General features: G+C 35.4%; 25 protein-coding genes. 18 read left to right on the forward strand and 7 right to left on the reverse strand.

Annotated elements, in window-relative coordinates:
* Window positions 1–144 precede the first annotated feature (144 nt).
* Window positions 145–1716, forward strand: a complete 1572-nt coding sequence (locus DCS95_RS12505) for a Kelch repeat-containing protein (protein ID WP_164674191.1) — start codon at window positions 145–147, stop codon at window positions 1714–1716.
* An 81-nt stretch (window positions 1717–1797) separates the two neighbouring features.
* On the opposite strand, the gene DCS95_RS12510 is transcribed toward DCS95_RS12505, so the two are convergent.
* The 4 genes from DCS95_RS12510 to DCS95_RS12525 all read right to left on the reverse strand — a co-directional run bounded on the left by DCS95_RS12510 (window position 1798) and on the right by DCS95_RS12525 (window position 5944).
* Complete coding sequence (locus DCS95_RS12510; RefSeq protein ID WP_116771128.1) at window positions 1798–2832, reverse strand: N-acetylmuramoyl-L-alanine amidase family protein; 1035 nt, start codon at window positions 2830–2832, stop codon at window positions 1798–1800.
* Window positions 2833–2898: 66 nt separating this feature from the next.
* Window positions 2899–4188 carry a BamA/TamA family outer membrane protein gene (locus DCS95_RS12515; RefSeq protein WP_244178453.1) on the reverse strand — a complete coding sequence of 430 codons (1290 nt, stop codon included), beginning with the start codon at window positions 4186–4188 and terminating at the stop codon, window positions 2899–2901.
* A 138-nt stretch (window positions 4189–4326) separates the two neighbouring features.
* The gene (locus tag DCS95_RS12520; protein ID WP_116771129.1) at window positions 4327–5202 is read right to left on the reverse strand and encodes a hypothetical protein; all 876 of its coding nucleotides are present in this window, start codon (window positions 5200–5202) and stop codon (window positions 4327–4329) included.
* Window positions 5203–5227: 25 nt separating this feature from the next.
* Window positions 5228–5944, reverse strand: a complete 717-nt coding sequence (locus tag DCS95_RS12525; RefSeq protein ID WP_116771130.1) for a DUF547 domain-containing protein — start codon at window positions 5942–5944, stop codon at window positions 5228–5230.
* Between the two features lie 277 nt (window positions 5945–6221).
* Between DCS95_RS12525 and DCS95_RS12530 the strand changes: the two genes are divergently transcribed.
* From DCS95_RS12530 to DCS95_RS12570, 9 genes are all read left to right on the forward strand, one after another.
* On the forward strand, window positions 6222–7568 hold the full coding sequence (locus DCS95_RS12530; RefSeq protein WP_116771131.1) for an NAD(P)/FAD-dependent oxidoreductase: 1347 nt from the start codon (window positions 6222–6224) through the stop codon (window positions 7566–7568).
* Window positions 7569–7597: 29 nt separating this feature from the next.
* A complete protein-coding gene (locus DCS95_RS12535; protein ID WP_116771132.1) occupies window positions 7598–9181 on the forward strand; it encodes a 4Fe-4S binding protein in 1584 nt (527 codons plus the stop codon).
* Window positions 9182–9410: 229 nt separating this feature from the next.
* On the forward strand, window positions 9411–9902 hold the full coding sequence (locus DCS95_RS12540; protein ID WP_244178454.1) for a toxin-antitoxin system YwqK family antitoxin: 492 nt from the start codon (window positions 9411–9413) through the stop codon (window positions 9900–9902).
* Window positions 9902–10591: a glycosyltransferase family 2 protein gene (locus DCS95_RS12545; RefSeq protein ID WP_116771133.1), complete on the forward strand. Its 690-nt coding sequence runs from the start codon at window positions 9902–9904 to the stop codon at window positions 10589–10591. The genes DCS95_RS12540 and DCS95_RS12545 overlap by 1 nt, the downstream gene beginning before the upstream one ends.
* Before the next feature lies 1 nt (window position 10592).
* Window positions 10593–12077 (forward strand): cellulose synthase family protein, encoded by a 1485-nt coding sequence (locus DCS95_RS12550; protein WP_116771134.1) that lies wholly within the window; start codon window positions 10593–10595, stop codon window positions 12075–12077.
* A 190-nt stretch (window positions 12078–12267) separates the two neighbouring features.
* Window positions 12268–12774, forward strand: coding sequence for a hypothetical protein (locus tag DCS95_RS12555; protein ID WP_116771135.1), 507 nt, complete (start codon window positions 12268–12270; stop codon window positions 12772–12774).
* A 198-nt stretch (window positions 12775–12972) separates the two neighbouring features.
* Window positions 12973–13659 carry a hypothetical protein gene (locus tag DCS95_RS12560; RefSeq protein ID WP_116771136.1) on the forward strand — a complete coding sequence of 229 codons (687 nt, stop codon included), beginning with the start codon at window positions 12973–12975 and terminating at the stop codon, window positions 13657–13659.
* Window positions 13660–13882: 223 nt separating this feature from the next.
* On the forward strand, window positions 13883–14230 hold the full coding sequence (locus DCS95_RS12565; RefSeq protein WP_341865190.1) for an avidin-fold protein: 348 nt from the start codon (window positions 13883–13885) through the stop codon (window positions 14228–14230).
* Window positions 14227–14532, forward strand: a complete 306-nt coding sequence (locus tag DCS95_RS12570) for an antibiotic biosynthesis monooxygenase family protein (protein ID WP_116771138.1) — start codon at window positions 14227–14229, stop codon at window positions 14530–14532. The genes DCS95_RS12565 and DCS95_RS12570 overlap by 4 nt, the downstream gene beginning before the upstream one ends.
* Before the next feature lie 58 nt (window positions 14533–14590).
* On the opposite strand, the gene DCS95_RS12575 is transcribed toward DCS95_RS12570, so the two are convergent.
* The gene (locus DCS95_RS12575) at window positions 14591–15265 is read right to left on the reverse strand and encodes a class I SAM-dependent methyltransferase (protein WP_116771139.1); all 675 of its coding nucleotides are present in this window, start codon (window positions 15263–15265) and stop codon (window positions 14591–14593) included.
* 167 nt (window positions 15266–15432) lie between these two features.
* Window positions 15433–16059 carry a LysE family translocator gene (locus DCS95_RS12580; protein WP_116771140.1) on the reverse strand — a complete coding sequence of 209 codons (627 nt, stop codon included), beginning with the start codon at window positions 16057–16059 and terminating at the stop codon, window positions 15433–15435.
* 96 nt (window positions 16060–16155) lie between these two features.
* Between DCS95_RS12580 and DCS95_RS12585 the strand changes: the two genes are divergently transcribed.
* Window positions 16156–17037 (forward strand): LysR family transcriptional regulator, encoded by an 882-nt coding sequence (locus DCS95_RS12585; protein ID WP_116771141.1) that lies wholly within the window; start codon window positions 16156–16158, stop codon window positions 17035–17037.
* A gap of 4 nt (window positions 17038–17041) precedes the next feature.
* Here the strand turns inward: DCS95_RS12585 and DCS95_RS12590 are convergent, their stop codons facing one another.
* Window positions 17042–17392: a DUF983 domain-containing protein gene (locus tag DCS95_RS12590; protein WP_116771142.1), complete on the reverse strand. Its 351-nt coding sequence runs from the start codon at window positions 17390–17392 to the stop codon at window positions 17042–17044.
* A gap of 93 nt (window positions 17393–17485) precedes the next feature.
* Between DCS95_RS12590 and DCS95_RS12595 the strand changes: the two genes are divergently transcribed.
* The 7 genes from DCS95_RS12595 (at window position 17486) to proC (ending at window position 24948) form a co-directional block, all read left to right on the forward strand.
* Window positions 17486–18361: a helix-turn-helix domain-containing protein gene (locus tag DCS95_RS12595; RefSeq protein WP_116771143.1), complete on the forward strand. Its 876-nt coding sequence runs from the start codon at window positions 17486–17488 to the stop codon at window positions 18359–18361.
* A gap of 141 nt (window positions 18362–18502) precedes the next feature.
* Window positions 18503–19285 carry an agmatinase gene (gene speB / locus DCS95_RS12600; protein ID WP_116771144.1) on the forward strand — a complete coding sequence of 261 codons (783 nt, stop codon included), beginning with the start codon at window positions 18503–18505 and terminating at the stop codon, window positions 19283–19285.
* Window positions 19286–19365: 80 nt separating this feature from the next.
* Window positions 19366–20685, forward strand: coding sequence for a polyprenol phosphomannose-dependent alpha 1,6 mannosyltransferase MptB (gene mptB, locus DCS95_RS12605; RefSeq protein ID WP_341865191.1), 1320 nt, complete (start codon window positions 19366–19368; stop codon window positions 20683–20685).
* A 236-nt stretch (window positions 20686–20921) separates the two neighbouring features.
* Window positions 20922–21554, forward strand: a complete 633-nt coding sequence (locus DCS95_RS12610; protein ID WP_116771146.1) for a GNAT family N-acetyltransferase — start codon at window positions 20922–20924, stop codon at window positions 21552–21554.
* A gap of 144 nt (window positions 21555–21698) precedes the next feature.
* A complete protein-coding gene (locus DCS95_RS12615; RefSeq protein ID WP_116771147.1) occupies window positions 21699–22886 on the forward strand; it encodes an argininosuccinate synthase in 1188 nt (395 codons plus the stop codon).
* Window positions 22887–22989: 103 nt separating this feature from the next.
* On the forward strand, window positions 22990–23964 hold the full coding sequence (gene argC, locus DCS95_RS12620; protein ID WP_116771148.1) for an N-acetyl-gamma-glutamyl-phosphate reductase: 975 nt from the start codon (window positions 22990–22992) through the stop codon (window positions 23962–23964).
* A 189-nt stretch (window positions 23965–24153) separates the two neighbouring features.
* Window positions 24154–24948: a pyrroline-5-carboxylate reductase gene (gene proC, locus DCS95_RS12625; RefSeq protein ID WP_116771149.1), complete on the forward strand. Its 795-nt coding sequence runs from the start codon at window positions 24154–24156 to the stop codon at window positions 24946–24948.
* Window positions 24949–24990 lie beyond the last annotated feature (42 nt).

A 24990-nucleotide genomic window follows, 5' to 3' on the forward strand; every position in this document is an offset into this window, starting at 1 on the left:
ACTCTTTCCATAATAGATAATTTTACATGTTTTCAATTTAAGCAAGCTTAATTAAAACGGATTTAAAATTACCCATCAACGGGTATTGCCACTAGGCACTTACCAACATACATTTAGCCATGTTAATTTTAAATCCAATCTAAAATGAAAACCAAAGTATTACATCTCTTAGCATTAATGACATTTACATTATTTATCATTGGCTGTGATAATGATGAAACCGAAGTAATTGAAACAGAACAACAAGAGCAAGAACAAGAAGAAATAGTAGAACCTGAAGAAGAAGAAACAACAGAAGACCCTTCTGAAATTCTTGCACAAGAGCGACAGGCTGTTTTGAGTTCCTTGACAAATAATGACCAAAAAGTATGGAAAATCAGCGAAGCTGTTCTAACCAATGACTCCGGCACTTTTGACATTTCAAATAATTTTAACGTTACCGATGATGAACTAATTTTCACTAACGAAGTGTTTGTAAGCTCGAAAACAGACTTTAACGGCACATTAGAATGGAGACCGGGAAATTTCATTGAAACCGAGGCTACAACACTAGAAGAAACCATGGTCGATCATTATGAATCTCCTTTTAAATCTGCTTTTGATTTTGTTGGAGAAAGCAGTTCAGATCTAGAAAGCCCAGGTTTTACATTTACCTATATAGATGAAAGTACCATAACGGGGACTGTTTTAAGCGAAGGATCATCAACCATCGCAATTACACTTACCCCTAAAACAGCTAATGATTATGCGCAAGTACCTACAGAAGCACTTTCATTTTCCACTGCTTTTTCATACCCTTCTAATGCCGTTAGTGGCTTCTCCCCGGGGATGATAGGCTCTAACAGTAGTAACAGTATTTTTATAGTGACTAGAGAAGGTCAAATGATAGGTACGGAATTTGCTAATCCAGAGCGAATTACCCGATTTGATAACGAAACTGGAGAACTAACGGATAAATTATTTTTTCAGTTTGATTTCGTATCAAAACAACTTCATATCATAGACAATAAACTAAAGGTAGTCGGTGGCCAATATATAAACACCTATGACCTAGATCTACAGACAGACCCAACCAGTGCTTCGTATGATGGACAAATTGCATTATCCAGACATGGCTCTGCCGTAATTGACGATGAAATTTTTATTGTTGGTGGATCGCTTGGCGACACACAAAATATTGGTAATGAAATTTATAAATGGGATGATTTAAATTCATCACTTACAATTGAAACCATAATGCCAGAAGCTAGAAGTGGAGCCCGTGCAGAAACCGTACAAAACAAATTATATGTTTTTGGTGGTACAGAAGAATTTTATGGGCAAGATGCAAAAAACACAATTTATATCTATGATTTTGAATCTCGTGTAATGAGCACTGAAACCATGCCTTCAGCATTACACTTTACTTATACCGGAAAATATGAAAACCTAATTATAGTAAGCGGTCAAATAAAATCATTTACAGATGATGCCGATGGCGACGGTAACCCTGATGGTTTTTTAACGCAAAATGGCAATGACCCCTATATAGGCGTATATAACACTTTAAATAATGAGTTTACTGAATTGACTACCAATTTAACCAGCCCTGAAAATGAGACTATTCATTCTATGGCGGTAATCAATGGAAAAATATACATTCTTTATGGCCAACAAGAAGAAGTGGCTGAAGGAGAATTTCAAAATTGGGATATTATGGTAGCAGATTTAAATTAGGCAATACCTACACAATTTTTGTTCTAACCTTTACCGATATTCAAAACGGTAAAGGTTTTTTTTAGAAATTTAATCCCGAAGCTACTCCCCTTCAAAATCTAGCAACACCCCTTCACCGATCCACTTAGCCAATGCTTGGCGGTTATCTGGATCAACAATTCTAACTTGATCTTTCGCATTTCTAATATTACCAATTTCTATAAAGGTCATTGCCGGGTGTGTCTTTTTCACTAAAAAAAGAGAAGTTCTATCTTCAAACGTACCGGAATAGGTTCTGTTAGGTTGATATTTTTTATACTTGGCCTGAAAGGTCTTGTGAATACTTTCAGCTAATTTTTTACCATTTTTACTATGCTCATGGTGGTAAAAGAAAACATCTATATTCTGCCCTTCACTTCTACTGTCCACATGCGTTACTATCAACCTTTGATATTTTCCTTTGTTCGATTTATATAGATCATTTACTATTTCTACCCGCTGCTTTAACCTTGCTACTTGATTTAAGGGAATTCTCTTATCTAAATAAGCCTCTTCATCATGATCGATCTCCAGTATAAAATCATCCCTAATACCATCATCTGGATCTTGAATAATAATATACACTTTTGCACCATGTGCCATTAATTCTTTAGCCAAGCGCAGGGTTATGTCATAAGCATATTCATCTTCTGCAATGGTTTTACCCGCATACACGCCCATTGCCCCAGGATCAGGACCACCGTGACCGCTCACCAAATAATAAACATTACCTTCTAACCGGTCGCTTTTTTTAATTACGTTCTTATGCTTTTCCCCAAAGATATCGTAGGAGACACTTTCCAGTTCCTTAATCTCTGTAGATTGTTGCTGTAACGAATCTACAATTGCCACAGTATCTAGTTTCACATGAGGCATAACATAAGTTTTACCCGCAATCAAGTGCACGCTATCCCTTAAGTTATCATTGTTCAATTTCACAAATTCATCGAACACATCATAAGGGTCTACCCCTTGCTTTCTTAATAGTGATAATATTCCATCACCAGGTTCGGCAACAACGGTCTTCAAAGAATCTTGCCCTACGCAAAAAACACTGAAAAATAAACATAAGCTAAAGGTAAAATTGCTGTATCTCATTCTATCTGCAAATACAAGGTCTATGCCATAAAAAGGTTATGACGCTCAAATTCAACACAAAGATTGCTAAAAATATTGACCAATACCAAAGACTATCCCGTTGTCTCCGTCTTTTGTGATTCCGAAGCCGTAGTCAATTCTAAAAATGGCATTGAAGATACGCTTGTGCATAAATCGGAGTCCGACACCTGGGTATATTCTTAGATTTTCACTTTCCCATAAATCATCAAAACCACCCGCTGGGTTTCGCCACGTACCTCCATCGACAAAAAAATTTCCTTGTAATACAAAATTGTTTTTCTCGACCATGGTATGCCTGTATTCCGTATTCAAAACTATCATACCGGTACCCCTATCTATCGTATTACCCACACCCCTAATATTTAAATTGTTGTCAACGGTAAAAGGAGCAAAAGGACTATCAACATTACTTGCCAAACCTAAACGCAACCTATTTGCCCAGTTGCCTCGGCCGCCAATTCTTTTAAAAAACGTAAAATCGTTGAAACCTATTAAAAATTCCGGCAAATTATCATCTGTACTGCCCACATACTGCAAGTTCAGCTGACTTCTAAATCCGTCAAGATAATGATAGTAATAATCCAAACCATTGTAGTCGTATATGAATTTGAATAAATGCTTATCAACGTTTAAGTTTAATGGAACGCCTGTACTTGTAGCGCCTTCAACATAGGTATAATCTTCGGTAAAAAAACTGAATCCAAATTCCATTCTATTAAATAAATTGAACTCGTAAAGAGCCAGCAGTTCAAAACCGGTATTGCTATATTTATAGTCTGCGGTATCATCTTCAAAAAACACGGGCTCTAGTGTGGTAAAATCATTATAGTTCAGTGCAAGCCCCAATTTATCGGTAAACAAATAAGGAGCCCTTACCCCAACCCCAAACGAACTGTAATTATCATATTGGTAAAATGCACCTAAGGTTATATTTCGTCCGAAGGAATTAAATTCTTGTAACCCTACTCGAAAGGCAAAATTATCGTTGGATGAACTAAAGAGATTTGCAAAAGGAATTAAAGTAAAATTCTCTTCTATAACATATTGAACTACACACTGCTCATTGGTCATAGCTTTAACATTATAAGAAGCATGGGATATTGACGGTAGTTTTTTTAAACGAAGTATATCTTTGTTCATCACCACAGAATCTAACAACATACCTTGGCGTATAGTTACCAGTTTTTCAACAAAAGATGTTTTGGTACGTTTTGTACCTGTTATCTGCAATTCTGCCACCTCAATATTTTGCCCTTGTACAGAAAGACCAACAAACAACATAACTATAAATAGTATCTTATTGCTCTTATTTGAGGCAATTAAATCATAATTCATATGAATCTTAAATATTGACTTTCAAGATAGAACAAATTAGGTGCGGAATCAATTTAAGTTAAAAACAACACTTTTTAAACCAAAAAAAGAGTCTAATTGTTCACACAACAGACTCTTTTAAAAAACACTCAAAAAAAGTTAAAAAATACCTCTCAAGCCCAAGTTAAATGTTTGCCCCAAACCGGTATTGTTACCACGTACAAAATTGGTATAAAGCAGTTCGAGGTTCAAGGCACTGGTCAACTGATATTTTGCCCCACCACCTACTGCGGTGAAGTCTTGTGTAAAATTGTTACCTAAATCCAATCGTTGTGAATGTTGAGCCAATGCCAATATGGTAAACTTGCTTGATGGAAAGTAGCTCAAGAACAAACCTGGCGTTAGGTTTAGACTATTATTGGCAAAACTTTCCTCTTTATCCCCAAAACTCAACTCTGAGTTTACTTCACTAAAAAGTTGCCATTTATCACCTGGAAAAGTATAGTCGTAAAAGAATCTATTTTGCCAGATGTATCCTTTCTGATCTAAGAAAACTCCATTTTCTGTCTCGTTATCTACCAATGGAATAAAAAATGAACTTTGAATGGAAAAATTACTGACCGATGCTATTGGCACAAATTTCACCGATGGCGCAATTGATGTGAGTCCGGATCTGGCAGTGTTGTTTTCTCCATCAAACTTAAAAACATCGATAGCACTTCTATCGCCGATAACGTTTGACCTAAATTCTAAAATGGCACCTACGTTCCATCTTTTATTGGTTCCTACACCCGTGTACCCTTCTAATGTTGAAGTAAAAAATGTTTGCCGAGGCTCTTTACCATCGGTAAAAGTACTTTTGGTCTGGGTATATAAATTATTGAACCATTTTACATCGTACTGACCTTTGCCAACTAATTTTGAAGGTGTATACTGTTGAATATTACTTTTTTGCTGTAAACTATCTTGCGAATACCCCTTAAAAAAGGCACATAAAGCTACTGCAAGAAATACATTTATAGTTAAAATTTTCATCTTTGGCTATTTAAATTCTAGTTGATTATTTGGTTTCATTTAAAGACCAGTCATAAGGATAGTAAGACACCTTTGCTTTCTCCGGTAATTGCTCTTTTCTATAGGTATTTATAAAATCTACAGTATTTCCCTTTTGTTCAAAATCTCCTTTATACCACTCGAACAACTGCGAAATTTGCACCTTATTCTTATTCACTTTTATAAAATTGGGGTTGTTCAAAGCCAAAACCGTTTGTTTTTGCAATTGATCGTTCAAAGTAGCTGGTTGATATGCCATGTTTATAATTGGTGGGCAACCCAAACCTGCACATACCAAAACAAAATGAAATCTAGCCTCGGCAGGAAACTCCGCTCTAAGTAAATCGTTCTCAATACCATTTAAAGTTATAGACTTACCACCTATATTATGCTTTGCTTTGTCAAAGAAACCAGGTACATCTAGCGGTGATTTTAAGGGGTAGTTCTTTACAATGCCGTCAATGACCAATAAATTATAAGCATTGATCCAGAAGGCTTGGTACTGTGCAGCATCAGATTTAGAAACAGATACCCCTTTCGCCATCGCTAAAATATCATCTAAACTTTTTGTGTCATCTTTAATAGCTGCATACTTTACCTTGCCGTTAACAACATTAGCTTTAAAAAAATTATCGCTCTGTTTAAAAAAAGTGGCTAATTCTTGTGCCGATATATTGTTCAAAGCAAAAAATATGAATAAAAAAGGTATTATCGTTTTTTTCATGGCAATCTTAATTTAAAGTTCTTTTCAGTTTGTTTAGGTCGATCATTTTTCAAAAACCATACAAACAAGAATATTATTTTTATCGATTTTTTTAACCCTTACACCTTAATTACCCATTGATTATCTGAATGTTACAAAAGCGTTTTAATTGAATTAAAACGCAAACTACGTTTAAAAGTATCACAGAGTTATAACAAGTTTATAATCTTTCTAAATAAAAAGGGAGCTGTTAAGTTCTTACCTTTAATACCGACACAACCACCAACAAAAGCATTTTATGGAACATATTGTAATTATTGGTAATGGTATTTCTGGCGTTACTTTAGCAAGACATATTCGCAAGTTATCAGAAAAGCGAATTACCATTATTTCTGCTGAAAGTGAGTATTTTTTTTCACGTACAGCTTTAATGTATGTCTACATGGGGCATATGAAATTTGAACACATACAGCCCTATGAGAACTGGTTCTGGAAAAAAAACAGAATAGAACTTGTAAACGGTTTTGTTGAAAAAGTAGAAACCGAGACCAAAAAATTACTTCTAAAAGATGGTACCTCATTATCATATGACAAACTGATCGTTGCTACAGGCTCTAAACCCAACAAGTTTGGTTGGCCAGGGCAAGATTTAAAAGGAGTACAAGGGCTATATTCCAAACAAGATTTAGAAATGCTGGAAAAAAACGCACCAAATAATAAGGTCTGTAATAGGGCCGTTATTGTTGGTGGCGGACTCATTGGTATAGAAATGGCCGAAATGTTGCGTTCTCGTGAAATACCTGTCACTTTTTTGGTTAGGGAAAAAAGTTTTTGGAACGGTGTTTTACCTACAGGTGAATCTGCCATGATCAACGAACATATTTTAGAACATCATATAGATTTAAGGTTAGATACCAATCTTGAAAAAATAATTGCAGACGATAATGGCTATGCCAAAGCGGTAGTGACCGACAAAGGTGAAACCATTGAATGTAATGTAGTTGGCTTAACTGCCGGCGTAACACCCAACATAGATTTCCTCAAGGATTCTGGCATTGAATTGGGCAGGGGCGTTAAGGTAAACAGGTTTTTGGAAACCAATATTAAAGATGTGTACGCCATAGGCGACTGTGCAGAACAACATGAAGGCATAGGCAGTAGAAGACCAATAGAAGCCGTTTGGTATACTGGTAGAATGATGGGCGAGGCATTAGCACAGACCCTTTGTGGAAACCCTATGAAATACAACCCGGGTCACTGGTTTAATTCTGCCAAGTTTTTAGATGTGGAATACCAAACCTATGGGTGGGTGTTCAGTGAACGAAGCAAAAAAGATACCGAGCAACACTTTCATTGGAGACACCCTGTAGAAAAAATCTGTATAACCGTAGCGTTAAACAAAGATAGCCATCAATTTTTGGGCATAAATACTTTCGGTATTCGCATGAGACACGAAATCTTTGACCAATGGCTTACTGAAAACAGAGATGTTGACCATGTAATGACCTATCTAAAAGATGCCAATTTCGATCCAGAGTTCTACAAACTTCATGAAGATGAAATTGTCGCCAAGTACAATGCAGACTTCAACAAAAATATTAATCCGAAGAAAAAAAGCTGGAAACGAATTTTCAGCATCGCCTAACTCATTAATTAAAATAAAAAACACCTACTATGGGTAATTTTGATAGAAGTATGTCACTTGCGGGTGAACCACCTAAAGCTTTAAATATGGGTCAAAAACTGGCCGTATTAACAGGAATGACCGGTATGGGCATTCTTATACTACAGTTGTTCAACTTAAATTTGGGCAATAGTGCTTTGTGGCTCTCCGTGGCCATACTAGCCATTTTTGCCGGTATTATCTGGTTTTCGCAAGCTGCATATGCCCATAAACACAAAGGAATAAAAAACGACGGGGTTTGGTTCAAATCTATGTCTAGTAGAGGTGTTCTCGCCTGGATGGCAGGAGTTGCCTTAACCGGGTTCTACATTGTACTCTATTTTTATCCAGAATATCTTGGTCTTGTCAAAGACGGGGACAATACAGGACTTATAGCCCTATTCGACCCACTTAGTAAAGCTTTAAGTGGCAACCCTGCTAGCCAATGGTTTGTATATGGCACCTTATATACCGTTGCCATATTGGCCTTTGGCGCTAAATTTATTTGGAAATACCGTCATAATAAATATGAACAATTAAGAACGGTTAGTGTTATGTTCTTTCAAACGGCATTTGCATTCTTTATTCCAGAAATTATGGCGAGGTTAAATGGAGACCTCCCCTATTATGACCTTAAGAATATGTGGCCTCTAAATTATTACAATTTTGAGCGTTACCGTGTAAACGGGTTTATAGATTCTGGTAGCGTGGGTATGACCATGTTGTTATTTGGTATCATTTCCATTTTCGTTATTTCTCCTTTTTTAACTTATAAGTACGGAAAACGTTGGTACTGCTCTTGGGTATGTGGTTGTGGAGGTCTTGCTGAAACCGCAGGGGATTCTTTTCGACAGTTGAGCGATAAATCTAAATTCGCCTGGAAGGTTGAACGTTGGGTAGTACATAGTGTAGTGGTATTTGTAACCTTAATGACAACAGCGGTAATTTATTCTTATTTAGGTAATGATACCAGCAAATACTGGCTTACAAAAACAACCTTTCTTTCTGGCGTAGCCGTTATATTAACAGCTGTATTCGCATGGGTAATGATCTACAAGAGAGAAGAGCTGGAAAAAGATGCCAAGTACGGCGCAATTGGTTATTTCACCATAATAGCCGTACTTATTGGAATGCACTTTTTTAGTGATTCTGGCAATATTTTCATTTTTAAGGCTGAAACATTACGATCTACCTATAGCTTTTTGATTGGTAGTATATTTTCTGGAGTTATCGGTACGGGGTTTTATCCTATTTTAGGAAACCGTGTATGGTGTAGATTTGGATGCCCAATGGCGGCAGTTTTAGGATTCCAGCAAAGGCTATTCTCTAAATTTAGAATTACCACTAACGGAGGTCAATGTATTTCTTGCGGTAATTGTTCTACGTACTGTGAAATGGGTATAGATGTGCGTGCCTATGCTCAAAAAGGAGCAAATATTGTAAGATCTAGCTGTGTTGGTTGCGGTATTTGTTCTGCTGTTTGCCCAAGGGGTGTATTAAAATTAGAGAACGGACCAGAAAAAGGACGCATAAACTCTAAAGACGTATTACTGGGTAATGATGTTGATTTAATGGATCTTGTAAATAAAAAATAGTGCTTATCAGAAAGGCATTTTAAAACATGCCTATTACACCTAGTGCAAGGAAAAAACTCATGAAAGATTGGTTTTAGCTAATCTTTCATGACCTTTACACAAAAAACGACATAACACTATTAGCCCTTACATTCCGCATTAAATGAAATAACAGAAGTGCTACCAACATTATATAATCGCACAATTTTGAGAATAGGCACGAACCTAATGTTAACTTGAAATTAAAAAAATGAAGCTATTAAAACTCTTTTACTCCGCTCTTATTTGCTTTGGATTTTTAGCTTTTATAAATCCGGAAGACAAACGATATGAGCGTACGTATTACGACGACGGCACATTAGAAAGCGAAGGTTGGTTGCGTTATAATACAAGAACTGATTATTGGACATTTTATCACCCGAACGGAAAGAAATCTCAACAAGGTTTCTATTCTTATGGAAAGAAAGAAAAGTATTGGTTTTTCTTTGATGAAAACAGAATTAGAACAAAAGAAGGGCGATTTAAGAAAAATAGTGAAATAGGCTGGTGGCTTTTTTACGACAAGCAAGGTCGCATTAACCACAAATGTCAATTGACCAACGGTATAAAAGATGGATATTGCTTGAAGTACAAGAATGCCAAACTCATATCTGCCGAAAAATATAGTAAAGGTGAAAAAATTAAGGAATGGACCTCATTTAGTGCATTCACACATGAAAATAGCTTATCAGATTTAAAATAATGACAGACATTAAGGTAATTATACCAGCTTTTAACGAAGCAGATTCCATTGCACATGTCATCAACGAAATACCCAAAACGGTATCTGAGATAATCGTTGTTAATAATGACTCTACAGACAAAACTGAAGCAAACGCAAAAGCTGCCGGAGCAACAGTGCTAACAGAAACCAGAAAAGGATATGGGTATGCATGTTTAAAAGGATTGGATTATGTGTCCAAAAAATCCAAACAACCGGATATTATCGTATTTATTGACGGAGATTATTCCGATTATCCAGAAGAATTGGACAAGGTAGTTGCCCCAATTTTGGATAATGATATAGATTTTGTTGTCGGAGCCAGAGAAAAAAAATTACGAGAAGAAGGTTCTATGACCCCGCAACAGGTTTTTGGCAACTGGTTGGCCACATTTTTAATGCGCTTGGTTTTTGGCGCAAAATTTACGGATCTGGGTCCTTTTAGAGCAATAAAATACGAAAAACTCAAAGAATTGAACATGGAGGACAAAACTTATGGGTGGACGGTTGAAATGCAACTAAAAGTTCTGAAGAAAAAAATGACATATACCGAAGTACCAGTGCGTTACAAAAGAAGAATTGGGATATCAAAAGTGTCAGGAACCGTAAAAGGTAGTATATTTGCTGGCATAAAAATATTGGGGTGGATCTTCAAATACAGTATTAAATAATATGGCACTAGCTCTTGCATATTTTATTCTTGTCATCTACAGTATTTCGTTACTGTTGATTTTCTTTTACAGCTTGGCGCAACTAAACCTGTTGATCAACTATCTATCTCAAAAAAGACAGAACCAAACAGCCCCTAAGTTTAATTTATTAGACCCAAAGGAAATTCCTTTCGTTACCATACAACTTCCCGTATTCAACGAAGAGTATGTAATGGACAGGCTTTTAGAGAACATTGCCAAAATAGAATACCCTAAAAGTAAACTTGAGATTCAGGTCTTAGACGATTCTACAGATGATACCGTTATAGCAACCGCTGCCAGTATTGCAAAATTACAGGAGACCGGTCTAGACATACAACATATTACCAGAACAGATAGATCAGGTTTTAAGGCAGGTGCCTTAAAGGAAGGACTTAAAATTGCCAAAGGAGAATTCATCGCCATTTTCGACGCTGATTTTTTACCTGCGGCAGATTGGTTGAAGAAAACCGTCATCTATTTTAAGGACGAAGAAATTGGTGTAGTACAGACCCGTTGGGGACATTTAAACCGCGACTATTCTACATTGACTAAAATACAGGCATTTGCATTAGATGCACACTTTACCCTAGAGCAAGTAGGGCGCAATAGCAAAGGCCACTTTATAAACTTTAACGGCACAGCAGGTATATGGCGTAAAGAATGTATTCTTGATGCCGGTAACTGGGAAGGAGATACACTTACCGAAGATTTAGATCTAAGCTACCGCGCTCAGTTAAAGAACTGGAAATTCAAATATTTGGAAGATGTAGAAACACCTGCAGAACTTCCGGTGGTAATCAGCGCAGCACGTTCTCAACAATTTCGTTGGAACAAAGGTGGAGCAGAGAACTTTAGAAAAACGGTTTGGAGCGTTATTACAGCAAAGAACATTCCTTTTAAGACCAAATTTCATGGCGTAATGCACTTATTGAACAGCTCTATGTTCTTATGTGTCTTTTTAGTTGCCCTGTTGAGCATACCATCACTCTACATTAAAAATACATACGGGCATTTAGACTGGGTATTCTCATTATTAAGTCTATTTACCATAAGTACCATCATATTATTTGTTTGTTACTGGTTTACCTACAAGAGTATACAAGGTAGTGGCTTTGACAATTTTGTAGATTATATTCGTATTTTCTTTACCTTTTTCTCTGTTGCACTTGGGTTCTCTTTACATAATACCATTGCAGTACTAGAAGGGCACATGGGAAAAAGAAGTGAATTTGTACGTACCCCTAAGTTTAATATAAGCTCATTGAAACAAAGTTGGAAAGGCAATAAATACTTAGCCAAAAAATTATCGCCTAACATGATTTTAGAATTTGCTTTAATGGTCTATTTCATGTTTGGCATGTACAGCGCTATACCTTTAAATGATTTTGGACTGTTCCCATTTCATTTTATGTTATTTCTAGGGTTTGGTTTTGTATTCTTTAAATCATTGACTTCTAGATCTTAAAATTAAGCTAAACGATATTTTAGAAAAGGGATGGTCATGGACTATCCCTTTTTTTATTTCTATCCTTCTATTTTGCTTAACTTACATTTAAAATATGGAATATGATTAATAGTAATCATATTCATCTTAAATAGGGTGTATAGTTACTTGTAACTATATACTATTGTTGTACAACATTTGACCAAGCCATATGAAAATAAAAATCAAAGGAACAGATAAAGTCAGAAATGTAACACCAAACGAATGGTCTGTTATTGAAAAAAACGGACAAACATCCGAATACGAAATAATAGAAAGAAATACTGTTTGGGCTGGACCTATTGATAGTAATGGAAATGTAGTCGAATCTCAAAAACGAGAATTTGAATTAGACCACTGGCATAAAATGTTAGATTTAGGTTCAAGAAATAAATGGAAACGTATTGATAACGAACAATATAAAGTCCAACAGCAAGAACTAAAAGAAGACAATTTAAAAGAAGAGGAGCCGAAAAAGGAAATTAAGGAGGATAAAAGTCTTGAGATAAGTGAATTGCAGTTTGAACTCACTCAAGCGCAAATCGAAAAAACGAAAGCTGAAACTGATTTAACGAAAGAAAAAACTAAAGATTTGAAAAGAAAATTTTTATATTTCATTGGAGGTGTTCTTGTCGGTAATATTGATACAATTCTAAAATTATTTGGACTATTAGAATAATGATATTTAGAGTCCAAAATGATTTAATAAAAAACGTTGTACAACAATGTATAACCGCAATTACGGCGGATTCGACTTCGTCCGAATCCACTCGGAATTGCTAAAGTCTGTGCAAAACCGAAAATTAACGCATATTAACCCGTAACTGACGGTTATACGAGACCGTTAGCAATTACACAAAAAACACATTCATAAAAATTGAACCACAGATTTTATAATAAGAACAAAAAAGAGCAAAATAATATCTTAATTGTATTAGCGATTTGTTCTCTTATTATTATATTTTTTTCAGTCATTATATCAATCTATTCAGGAATATATCTCATTGGAATTTTGACATTTGCAATAACCCTATCTATAATTGCACCATTCTTCGATATGCCTTCCTTAAAAAAAAGTGGAAGAATGATTTATTATTCCCCTTTATTTATAGCCGAAAAACCTAAAAACGGACTAATTAAAATTCACGGTGGAACTTTATTTGATTACCATTTCGTAATTGACAAAAAAATGAATGGAAAACAAAGAACCGATTTTATAATCCAGCAGTATTTAGATGGACTTTTGCACCTTATTGAAAAGCATGAGAATAATAAGAAAATGAAAATTCGAGGGACAAGTTATATCGTAAATAAAAGAACGGCAGAAAAAATAGGGTTTGAGATTGTGGATACTGATGTTTTACAAAAAATAATCCTAATTTTTAATTACTTCAATATTTTGATTTCAAATTCAATCGCTAAAAATAAATTATCATTTCCGAAATTAAACAAAACCAAAACGTTTGATGCTGATGTGAGTCAATTACTTAAACGAAAAGAATATATTGAGAAACTAAATAAGTCTTTAATAGGTAGTATTGCTAACAACGTATACAAAAAATAGCACCAGTTACTGCCAAATCTATGGTTTACGCATTTTCGATAAGGAATTATCTAATGAAAAGTTGAAAATATGGATTCGATAAAAAAGTTTCACACCAAGGTATAACAGCAATTACGGCAGATTCAACTACGTCCGAATCCAATTGGAACTGGTAGCGTAAATAATTTCAAAAAATAAAACCTAACTTATCCTATTAACGACCCTTAGCCAAAACTGATTATCATTGAACAAAGCCATGAACTATAACAATAAAAGATTTAAACCTGTTTCCAATACTGAAAATGGAGAAACCTCAGAAGAAACAATCTTTGAATATAGGCAAAAAGGCACTATCCTAACCTCAACATACAAGGGTGGCAAAATTAAAGAAGGTCATTTAATTGGGCTGGTCAATAAAGACGGAACAATTGAAATGCGTTACCATCAAGTAAACACCAAAGGAGAATTAATGACTGGCATATGCTTTTCAATACCCGAAGTTATGGACAATGGAAAAATTCGTCTTCGTGAAGCATGGGAGTGGACTTCTGGCGACAGATCTAAAGGAAACTCAATTTTAGAAGAAATATGATATTAGAAGTCGCCGTATTAAATGTAAAACCAGGCTTGCAAAAGGAATTTGAAAAGAGTTTCAGGTTGGCTAGTGATCATATTAGTTCATTAAAAGGCTATATGGGTCATACTTTGCGCAAATCTCTTGAAAATGAAAATCAATATCTTTTACTGGTAGATTGGAAAGATGTTGAAAGTCACGAAATTGGTTTTCGTCAATCTCCCGCCTATTTTAAATGGAAAGAACTGCTACATCATTACTATGAACCTTTCCCCACTGTTGAACATTACAAAACCATTTTTGAAGGCGTTAAAAAATAAACAGCCAAAATACCTTTCAAACGTTATGTACCATAAACAAATAAAGTAATGTATTTGATCAACTAAGCTTGTAAAGGTTGGTGACTATGACACCATGCTGATCCGTAACTTTTAAAAGCTCTTTTTCTTCCACTATTTTTAAATTAAACGGTGGTTGTAGCAACTGTATACCACTTTTCTTTTTAAGTCGTGTTCCTTGTCCGGAAATAATATCTACGTTGGCAATAAACTCATCGCTAGGCAGGTGTTCTGTAACTATAATATACTTGTACAGCTTTAATTTACGGGTAATTTGAAGCACTTCTGCGTTAGACAAATGCTGAAGCACTTGCCTAATTATAGCGCAATCTGCAATTGGTAAATCATCTTTGGCAATATCCAAACATTGAAACTCTAAATTGGGTATTTGAAATAGGTTCTGATTTCGCAAAATAAGTTCTGGAACAATATCCACTGCAATATATTTTTCGGTATAACTCACCAACTCCTTTCCTATATTAAAGTCACCACATCCAAGATCGCAAACGCTTATGTTTTTATTAAACTGCGATAAAAAATCTATTACCGTTTTAACATAAGGTTCAACAATTTCCGGCAAATGAGAACCTTCACCAGAATAAAACTCCGAAGAAGCACCACTACCCCATAATCTTTCTTGATATACTTGTTGCATAGCCTTTTTAGTTGGCCATGGTTTCTTATTTCGTTTTGCGCTTTTATTATCGGACTTCATTGGCAACAACACATAATCTTGTCGTCAAAATAAGATTTTCTAAATAAAAGATCACCACTGTAACCTGAGAACATAAAATTATGTTAGCGTACAAATTTCCCTATTCATGGTTTTCTCTTGATTATTACACCAAGATACCAGTGGTGATGATATGTATATTTTATTTTCTATTTAGATAATACAATTTTAATGCCCATTGCTATAAAAGCCAAACCACCAATTTTGTTCAGTAATTTACCAGCGTTGGGGTTGTCTTTAATCTTACTAGAAAAAATACTGGCGCACAAGGTTAAAATAATATACCAAACTACACCTATAATTGCATAAGTAATTCCTAATAACACATATGGTACTGGGTTCTGCATTTCATTGACAGCAATGAACTGTGGAAAGAAAGCAATAAAGAATAATGCAACTTTAGGATTTAATGAATTAGTCAAGAACCCAGACCAAAAGTCACTTTTTACATTCTTTTCGTCTTCTGTTCTCGCTTCTAAATCAGCTAGGTCACTTTTCTTTCTGAAGGTGGCACCCCCTAAATATATGATATAAGCCGCTCCTAAATACTTTACAGCAGCAAAGGCAAAAGCCGATTTCGCCAACAATACCGATATGCCTAACGCAGCAAACAATGTATGCGTTAAAACACCCACATTTACACCTAAAGCCGCTTGTATGCCAGATCTTTTACCCTGCGCAATAGACTTATTTAAAACAAAAAAAGTATCTAAACCAGGTGTCATTATAAATAACAACGCCGATATCATAAAAGTGATAAAATTTTCTACGCCCATGCATATCTTTTTTCAAACCTACAAGGCAAAGAAATTAATCTAAAGCATTAAAAAAAATACAAATTCCTGTCATTTTAATGCATAAATTGCATTAAAATGACTACCCAACAGATAAAATATTTTTTGACTCTTGCCACCGAACTACATTTCTGGAGAGCAGCAGAAAAGGTATTCATCTCTCAATCTACGCTCAGTAGGCAAATTAAATCTCTAGAAGATGAAATGGGCATACAGCTTTTTAAGCGAGACAAGAGAAACGTAAAACTTACCGACGCCGGTAAATTTTTAAAAGAAAAATGGACAGTCACCATCAATGAGCTTGATCATATTCATAAACAGGCCAAAAAGATAGATCAAGGTACCACCGGTCTTATATCGCTTTCATACCCTGGCTCAATCGCCTTCAGTTTCTTACCGTTATTCTTGAATAAAATAAATGCTAGTTTACCAGATTTAAAGCTTGAATTAACTGAACCCATTGATGAAAACCACGAAAAATTACTTCTCAATTACGACACGGACATTGCTTTTAACAGAGATGCTATAGAAAATATTCACTTAGCCAATTACAAACTATACACAGAACCTATTTGCCTAGTAGTTTCTGATAAGCATTGGCTAACCGCTAAAAGCATGCAAGATTTTAAAAGTTTACATGATGAGAAATTTATTATTTCCGGTCTGCACAGAACCTCTTATTTTCCTTCCCTTTTAAGAAGCCTATTTCAAAAAAACGGATTTGAACCGAAAACAATAATCGAATCTGATTTTGGTGGTATGATCATCAATCTGGTAGCACAAGGTCTAGGCATATCAATACTACCGTTATCATATAAATATTCCAATGCAAAAGGTGTTAGGTTTATCGAACTGAACGAAACGATTAGTCTATACATGAACTGGAGAAAAAACGACCCAAATAAAATCACCCAAAGGGTTATAAAGATTGCAAAAGAAATGAACAACCCTTATACGTAAGACGTTAAACTTTATAGAATAGGTGTATCCAAATAGATCTTGACACCCTAAAATTAAAAGTACTCAACAGAATGGTTATTATGGCTATAATTGAAAATACGCGCATAGGCGAAAGATCAACAAAGTACCAAAACAACACAAAACATGCTATCATCTGTGCTACTGCAAGTGCATAACTTACGAACATCGCACCAAAAAAGAATCCTGTTTCTTTTTCAAATTTAAAGTTGCACTCAGAGCATCTTTCATTCATTTTGGGCATTTTGAACAAAACAATATTTCCTTGACCACTAAATACCTTTCCTTTTCCACAGTTTGGGCATTTACATTGAACAACATCTAAAACTTTACTCATAACCTTAATTCTTAATACTGCAAAATTAAGACACACTAGTATTTAAATTATGGTAATTTTAGCTCAAGTAATTGTACTTTTAGGACATTTACTATGAAAATACCCATTCTACATATTGATCAATTTTTAAAATCAAAGACGCTTAATAGCTTATACGTAAATTCGTTTGCCGATCACATACAAATTAACAAGACACTTATTAGTAAGCCACATAGCCATAATTTCTATTTATGTGTGATGTTTTTAAAAGGAAGCGGTATTCATGAAATTGATTTCGACAGCTACACTATAGCACCCGGAAAAGTGTTCTTTTTAAAACCCGGGCAAACCCATTTTTGGAAATTTACTTCTAAACCAGAAGGTTATATTTTTTTTCACTCCCACGAATTTTACGAGCTAAAATTTTTAGATCACGGCTTAAGTTCATTTCCTTTTTATTACTCAAATCAGAATCCGCCATTGTTGCAATTGCCAGCGGAGAAAATGAAAAGCCTATCTGTTATTTTCGAAGAACTTTACACAGAGTACCGCGAAGAAAATTTATTGCGGGAGGCAAAAATCTCTGGTCTAATCCATTACATCTATATTGAGTTTACACGCGCCTATACTGCAGATAACACCATTGAACACGTGAGCTCTAGCAATTATTCAAAAATACTTGAAGATTTAGAAAAGCTAATAAACTCTCATTTTTATACAGAGAAACTGCCAAAATTTTACGCGAACAAACTTAATATTACTACCAAACATTTAAATAGGGTGGTAAGAGACACCATCAATAAGACTACGAGCGAACTAATCTCTGAACGCATTATTTTAGAGGCGAAGAGATTAATTGTGCACACCAATGACAATTTAGCCGAAATTGCCCATACTCTTGAATTCTCAGATTACGCCTATTTCTCAAAATACTTTAAAGCAAAAACAGGTACTACCCCAAATGAATTTAGAAAATTGTATTTTCATTAAATCCGAAGTCAAAAAAATTAAGCATAAAACGTCATTAGTCTAAAGGTTCAATGACGATTAAATTATATGTAAAAACTGGGGTACCGTTCAGCAAATAGCCAAGAACCCAAATTTTATGTATAGGATAAGATACAGACCATTATGAGCAAAATAAATATTCAAGGAATTAATTGGGATGCGAAGTCTTCTTTTCAAAAAGGTCCCTCGAAAGCTCCAAATTTAATACGAAAAGCACTTTATAGCGATTCTATGAACCTATGTACCGAGTTTGGAACATCCATAGAACATGACAACATAACCGACAAAGGTGATTTTATCATTAATGAGTATTTTGATATTGAAACCATTACCAGAAAGAATATTGAATCTGGCTCTAAACTGCTAACGCTGGGAGGAGATCATTCTGTTACTTTTCCCATTATAAAAGCTTTTAACGAACACTACCCTAAGTTAGATATTTTTCATATTGATGCGCATGCCGATCTTTACCATGATTATGAAGGTGACCCATATTCTCATGCATGCCCTTTTGCTCGTATTATGGAGAACGGTTTTGCTGTAAAATTGGTTCAGGTAGGTGTAAGAACTTTAAATCCGCACCAAGCATCACAAGCGGAAAAATTCAATGTTGAAATACATGAAATGCGCAACTTGAACCTTAACAAGATTCCTAAATTTACAAATCCGCTTTACATTTCATTAGATATGGACGGTTTTGACCCTGCCTATGCCCCTGGCGTTTCTCACCATGAACCGGGCGGACTCACTTCTCGCCAAGTGTTAGACCTTATTCATGGTATAGATACCGAAGTTGTAGGTGCCGATATCGTGGAATATAACCCAAACCGTGATTTTCAAGATATGACGGCTTACCTGGCCGCAAAAATGATGAAGGAACTTTTAGGCAAATTGATGGGCAGTTGAAATCATTATTCAATAAAAAACCATTAAATTGACCTGTTACTAAATCAAAACCCCTAATGCCAATTAGCTTTAAAAACTTTTTGAAACTCCACCGAGTTTCCTTGTCCTTAGCGGTACTAAGTTTTGTATTCTACTATACGTTCGCATATCATTTACCAAGAACAGATTTTGTTAAACTGCTCACCCTGTTTGTTGCTCTTTTCTTCGTCTGTTTTAAACTGATACAGTTTGAAAAGCACAACTTTCGTTTTTTATTGGGCATAGGAATCCTTTTTAGACTGGCTTTTTTATTTGCGGAACCCAATCTTTCTCAAGATTTCTATAGATTTATTTGGGACGGACATTTGGTTTCCAACGGAATCAACCCCTACTTGCACACCCCAGATGAATTCATACAAAACATGGCTGCGATCATACCAAACGCCAATGAATTGTACGAAGGTATGGGTAGCTTAAGCGCAAGGCATTATAGTAATTACCCACCATTAAACCAACTTATTTTTGCATTGGCCGCACTATTAGGCGGTAAAAGTATTTTTAGCTCTCTATTTGCGATGCGGGCAATTATAATTCTTGCAGATATCGGTGTGTTTTATTTTGGTAGAAGACTATTAAAAAACCTTAATAAATCTCCACATTTAATATTCTGGTATTTTTTAAACCCGTTAATAATTGTGGAACTAACAGGTAACCTTCATTTCGAAGGACTCATGTTATTTTTCTTTATTCTGGCCATGTTTTTATTATCAATAGATAAGTGGAAAATTGCCGGTATAGTTTTAGCATGTTCCATATCAATAAAACTGGTACCACTTCTATTTTTACCACTTTTCTTTAAATACTTAGGATGGAAAAAAAGCATCGTTTTCTATACTATTATAGGCATAACCTCTTTGATACTATTTTTACCTTTTAACACTCCCGAGTTTATTGACAATTATGGCAGAACCATTAAACTATGGTTTTCTAATTTCGAATTCAATTCAAGTCTCTATAATATTGCCAAAAAAACTGCTGTACATTTTGATGCCAAACCGTGGGAATTCATAAAGGAATACGGTAAAATCACTCCCTTGTTCACCATTTTCATTGTAGGGCTATTTACGTTTATCCCTAAAAAATACGACTTAAACAGGGTCCTTTGGTCCATGATGTGGGTATTGACCATTTATTATTTTATATCTACCACGGTGCACCCATGGTATATTATATTTTTAGTATTACTGTCCATTTTCACTTCTTACAGATACTCTATTATATGGTCGGCAGCTATTGTTCTTAGTTATTACGCGTATTCACAGACAGATTTTAAAGAGAGTTTATGGCTTTTAGGTCTTGAATATATTTCAGTATTAGGCTATTTGGTTTATGAAATTGTTGCACATCGTAACAAAAAGTGAACTTTTTGTAAAAAATATGTTATGCGCAATGTTCAATAAATATAATTTGTACATTTACGCCGTAATGAACGAAATAAACTACTTTTTATATAGCACCGTGAGCCCATTGGCTCTAGCGCGCCCGTTCACGTCTCGCCGTCGTCGCCCGTAAGGGTAAGATATATTTATGGAATTAGGTGAGTCCATTTCCGCACAGCAAATCAAACATTTTTTTACACTTTTAAATCTAACTGGCAATGAACTTAATTGTTGCTAACGAATCACATTTTAAATACGCTCAGGACATCTGTGATACCATTGCAGAATCTGCTAAAGTTCGCGGTACCGGTATAGCAAAACGTACACCAGAATATATTCAGAGAAAACTATCTAACGGCAATGCTATTCTTGCTTTAGACGGAGACAAGTTTGCTGGTTTTTGCTACATAGAGGTATGGGGGCATGAGAAATTTGTGGCAAACTCCGGACTCATCGTACACCCAGATTACAGGGGTCAAGGACTTGCAAAAAAAATCAAGGCAAAAATTTTCGAACTGAGCAGGGAAAAATTTCCAGATGCTAAAATATTTGGCATTACTACTGGTTTAGCGGTTATGAAAATTAACTACGAACTTGGCTACAAACCAGTTACCTTTTCTGAACTGACAGATGATCCAGAATTCTGGAAAGGATGTCAAACCTGCAAAAACTTCGATATTCTTACTAGAACAGAGCAAAAAATGTGTCTTTGTACCGGTATGTTATACGACCCGGTTTCCAAGAAAAAGGCAGAAGAAACAAAAGAAATGAACGGTAAGGCATTTACAAGATTAAAAAGTATAAAACAAAGTTTGTTTTTAAGAAAGAAAGAAGAAAAAAGTAAACAATAACCTATAGAGTATAGAGGTTAAAAATAAATATTGAGACTAATGAAATAGCTGATTTTAATAAAATCTCTTTTCTTACCTCTCTATTCTAATCCATATCAAACCAAAATAATAATTACCCGGCTTGCCGGAAACGAACATCATATCATGAAAAAATTAGTACTAGCATACAGCGGCGGATTGGACACTTCTTATTGCGCCAAACATTTATCAAAAGACAAAGGATTTGAAGTACATGCAGTTAGTGTAAATACTGGCGGATTTTCTTCGGATGAAATAAAGGAAATAGAGAAGAAATCTATTGAATTAGGCGCAACTTCTTACACGTCAATTGATGCCGTACAAACCTTTTATGACAAAGTAGTTAAGTACCTTATTTTTGGTAACGTACTAAAAAACAATACCTACCCACTATCTGTAAGTGCAGAACGTATTGTGCAAGCCATAGAAATTGTAAACTATGCGAAAAAAATTGGTGCAGGTTATATTGCCCACGGTAGTACAGGTGCCGGTAACGACCAAGTACGTTTCGATATGATTTTCCAAATCATTGCTCCCGAAATTGAAATCATCACCCCTATTAGAGATAACAAATTAGCGAGAGAAGAAGAAATTGCATACCTAAAGGAAAACGGAGTAGACTATCCTTGGGAGAAAGCTAAATATTCTATCAACAGAGGACTTTGGGGAACATCTGTGGGTGGTGAAGAAACACTAACTTCTGAAAAACCGTTGCCAGACAGCGCCTACCCTAGTCAACTACAAGAAAAGAATCCAACCGAGGTAAAACTTACATTCGAAAAAGGAGAGCTAGTTGCTATTGATGGAGAAAAAGACACTCCCGTTGCCAATATTGAAAAACTTGAGGCTTTGGCATCTAAATACGCCATTGGTAGAGATATTCACGTTGGCGATACTATTATTGGCACCAAGGGTAGAGTTGGTTTTGAAGCTCCTGCATCATTGATCATCATTAAGGCACATCACTTATTAGAGAAGCACACGCTTACCAAATGGCAACAATATCAAAAAGAGCAACAAGGTAATTTTTATGGTATGTTATTGCACGAGGGTAATTACCTAGATGCTGTAATGCGTAACATAGAAACTTTCTTGACCGATACACAAAAAACGGTATCCGGCGATGTATTCGTTGGTCTATATCCATTTCAGTTCAGGTTGCACGGTATTTCGTCTGAACACGATTTAATGACCGATGCTTTTGGTAAATATGGTGAAGTCAATAAAGGATGGACTGCAGATGACGCCAAAGGATTTATTAAGATTTTATCGAATTCAGGAAAGATATATAACCATGTAAATGGAAGTGAATAGTATAAAGTAAAGAGTACATAGTATTAAGTTAAAGAACTTTTAGAAATCAGGTACTTCGTACTTAATACTTTATACGTAATACTACTTACTAAAAAACAAAATTATGATTAAAGCAGGTATTATTGGCGGTTCTGGTTATACGGGTGGTGAACTTATTCGTATTCTATTGAATCATCCGGCAACGGAAATAGATTTTGTATTCAGTACCACTAGGGCTGGAAAAAAAGTAACCACCGCGCATCCGGATTTATTGGGAATTACCGACCTTGAGTTTACCGGTGATGTCAACTTAAATGTCAACGTTGTTTTTCTATGTTTGGGTCATGGCAACTCCACCGCATTTTTAAAGGCACATGATTTTTCTTCAGATACAGTAATCATCGATTTAAGTAATGATTTTAGGTTGCATGCCGATGCCAATTTTAATGACAAACAATTTGTTTACGGTTTGCCCGAATTGTTCAAAACAGCTATTGAAAACGCAAAATATATTGCCAACCCAGGTTGTTTTGCTACCGCTATTCAATTGGCATTACTTCCATTGGCAAAAGCTGAGTTATTGGAAAACGAAGTGCACATTAATGCAGTAACAGGTAGTACCGGGGCAGGTGTTAGTCCGTCAGCGACTTCTCATTTTTCATGGAGAAATAATAACGTAAGCTGGTACAAGCCTTTTACGCATCAACATTTGGGTGAAATCAATGAGAGTTTGCACTCCCTACAAGATAACACGGGCAACTTATTTTTTATGCCCAATAGAGGGAATTTCACTCGTGGAATTCTAGCTACTTCATATACCAAATTTGAAGGTAGTTTAGAAGATGCAAAAAAAATATACCAAGATTTTTACAAGGATGCTGTATTCACACAAATATCCGAAGAACCCATCAATCTAAAACAGGTAGTAAATACCAATCAGTGCCACATACACCTACATAAATATGAAGATGTATTATTGATTACGGCTGCGATTGACAATTTATTAAAAGGTGCATCGGGACAAGCGGTACAGAATATGAATTTAATTTTTGGTCTAGAAGAAAATTTAGGCTTGAATTTGAAAGCGGGGGTTTTTTAACTTCGGCTACGCTCAATTACCCATAAATGACATTGAGCAAAGCTAAAATTTTGGTTGATGGTTGATGGAAATTTAAAAAATCTATTTAAAGGGATAAAGCATAAAATAATATAGTTTAATTATAAGCATAGTATACTAATTACCAATTAATTATAATATACTTTGTACTCATTACTTAATACAAAAAACATGAAAACAGCTATTATAGGTGCAGGTAATTTAGGACTTTCCATAGCAAAAGGTATCCTAAACAGTAATGGTGCAACCAGCATGTACCTTACCAAAAGGGACACCAAATCTATTGCGGACTATGAAAAGTATGATAAGGTAACTGTTACTACTGACAATAGACTAGCCGTTGAAAATTCGGATATCTTGATTTTTGCGGTACAACCTATTCATTTTGCTGAAATTCTAGAGAGTATAAAAGACCTATTGACCGAGAAACATGTTATCATTTCTACCATAACCGGATTTAGTATCGAGAAAATTGAGGCTGTAATCGGTAAGGACAACTTTATTATTAGAAGCATGCCAAATACCGCCATTTCGGTAGGCAAATCAATGACCTGTATCTGTAGTAATGAAAAAGGCAAAAAAAGAGTAGAGCTGGCAAAAGCTATTTTCAACAGGATGGGACATTCAATGGAAATCCCTGAAGGACAAATGCAGGCCGCTACCGTAATATGTGCAAGTGGTGTTGCTTTTTGGATGCGTTTAATACGTGCCACTACCCAAGGTGCCATTCAACTAGGTTTTGATGCTAAAGAAGCACAGGAGCTGGCCATGCATACCTGTAACGGTGCCGCAAGCTTATTGATTGAATCGGGCAATCACCCTGAAGAAGAAATTGACCGTGTTACCACACCTATGGGCTGTACCATTACAGGCTTAAACGAAATGGAACACCAAGGACTTAGTTCATCATTAATACGTGGTATTATATCATCATACGACAAGATTACCGAATTCAAAAACAAGTAAACACGCACCAAACCCGTTCAATTTGAACTTGAAACTTTTCAA

This window comes from Maribacter litoralis, assembly GCF_003075045.1.
GTDB classification, from domain to species: Bacteria; Bacteroidota; Bacteroidia; order Flavobacteriales; family Flavobacteriaceae; genus Maribacter; species Maribacter litoralis.

Coding starts and splice junctions, on each gene's coding strand:
- DCS95_RS12525 (WP_116771130.1), bottom strand. CDS start 5,944: ATGAAAAAAACGATAATACCTTTTTTATTCATATTTTTTGCTTTGAAC.
- DCS95_RS12615 (WP_116771147.1), top strand. CDS start 21,699: ATGAAAAAATTAGTACTAGCATACAGCGGCGGATTGGACACTTCTTAT.
- DCS95_RS12585 (WP_116771141.1), top strand. CDS start 16,156: ATGACTACCCAACAGATAAAATATTTTTTGACTCTTGCCACCGAACTA.
- DCS95_RS12530 (WP_116771131.1), top strand. CDS start 6,222: ATGGAACATATTGTAATTATTGGTAATGGTATTTCTGGCGTTACTTTA.
- DCS95_RS12545 (WP_116771133.1), top strand. CDS start 9,902: ATGACAGACATTAAGGTAATTATACCAGCTTTTAACGAAGCAGATTCC.
- DCS95_RS12575 (WP_116771139.1), bottom strand. CDS start 15,265: ATGAAGTCCGATAATAAAAGCGCAAAACGAAATAAGAAACCATGGCCA.
- DCS95_RS12515 (WP_244178453.1), bottom strand. CDS start 4,188: ATGAATTATGATTTAATTGCCTCAAATAAGAGCAATAAGATACTATTT.
- speB (WP_116771144.1), top strand. CDS start 18,503: ATGAGCAAAATAAATATTCAAGGAATTAATTGGGATGCGAAGTCTTCT.
- DCS95_RS12540 (WP_244178454.1), top strand. CDS start 9,411: ATGAAGCTATTAAAACTCTTTTACTCCGCTCTTATTTGCTTTGGATTT.
- DCS95_RS12595 (WP_116771143.1), top strand. CDS start 17,486: ATGAAAATACCCATTCTACATATTGATCAATTTTTAAAATCAAAGACG.
- proC (WP_116771149.1), top strand. CDS start 24,154: ATGAAAACAGCTATTATAGGTGCAGGTAATTTAGGACTTTCCATAGCA.
- DCS95_RS12555 (WP_116771135.1), top strand. CDS start 12,268: ATGAAAATAAAAATCAAAGGAACAGATAAAGTCAGAAATGTAACACCA.
- DCS95_RS12570 (WP_116771138.1), top strand. CDS start 14,227: ATGATATTAGAAGTCGCCGTATTAAATGTAAAACCAGGCTTGCAAAAG.
- DCS95_RS12550 (WP_116771134.1), top strand. CDS start 10,593: ATGGCACTAGCTCTTGCATATTTTATTCTTGTCATCTACAGTATTTCG.
- DCS95_RS12520 (WP_116771129.1), bottom strand. CDS start 5,202: ATGAAAATTTTAACTATAAATGTATTTCTTGCAGTAGCTTTATGTGCC.
- DCS95_RS12590 (WP_116771142.1), bottom strand. CDS start 17,392: ATGAGTAAAGTTTTAGATGTTGTTCAATGTAAATGCCCAAACTGTGGA.
- DCS95_RS12510 (WP_116771128.1), bottom strand. CDS start 2,832: ATGAGATACAGCAATTTTACCTTTAGCTTATGTTTATTTTTCAGTGTT.
- DCS95_RS12505 (WP_164674191.1), top strand. CDS start 145: ATGAAAACCAAAGTATTACATCTCTTAGCATTAATGACATTTACATTA.
- DCS95_RS12535 (WP_116771132.1), top strand. CDS start 7,598: ATGGGTAATTTTGATAGAAGTATGTCACTTGCGGGTGAACCACCTAAA.
- DCS95_RS12610 (WP_116771146.1), top strand. CDS start 20,922: ATGAACTTAATTGTTGCTAACGAATCACATTTTAAATACGCTCAGGAC.
- DCS95_RS12580 (WP_116771140.1), bottom strand. CDS start 16,059: ATGGGCGTAGAAAATTTTATCACTTTTATGATATCGGCGTTGTTATTT.
- argC (WP_116771148.1), top strand. CDS start 22,990: ATGATTAAAGCAGGTATTATTGGCGGTTCTGGTTATACGGGTGGTGAA.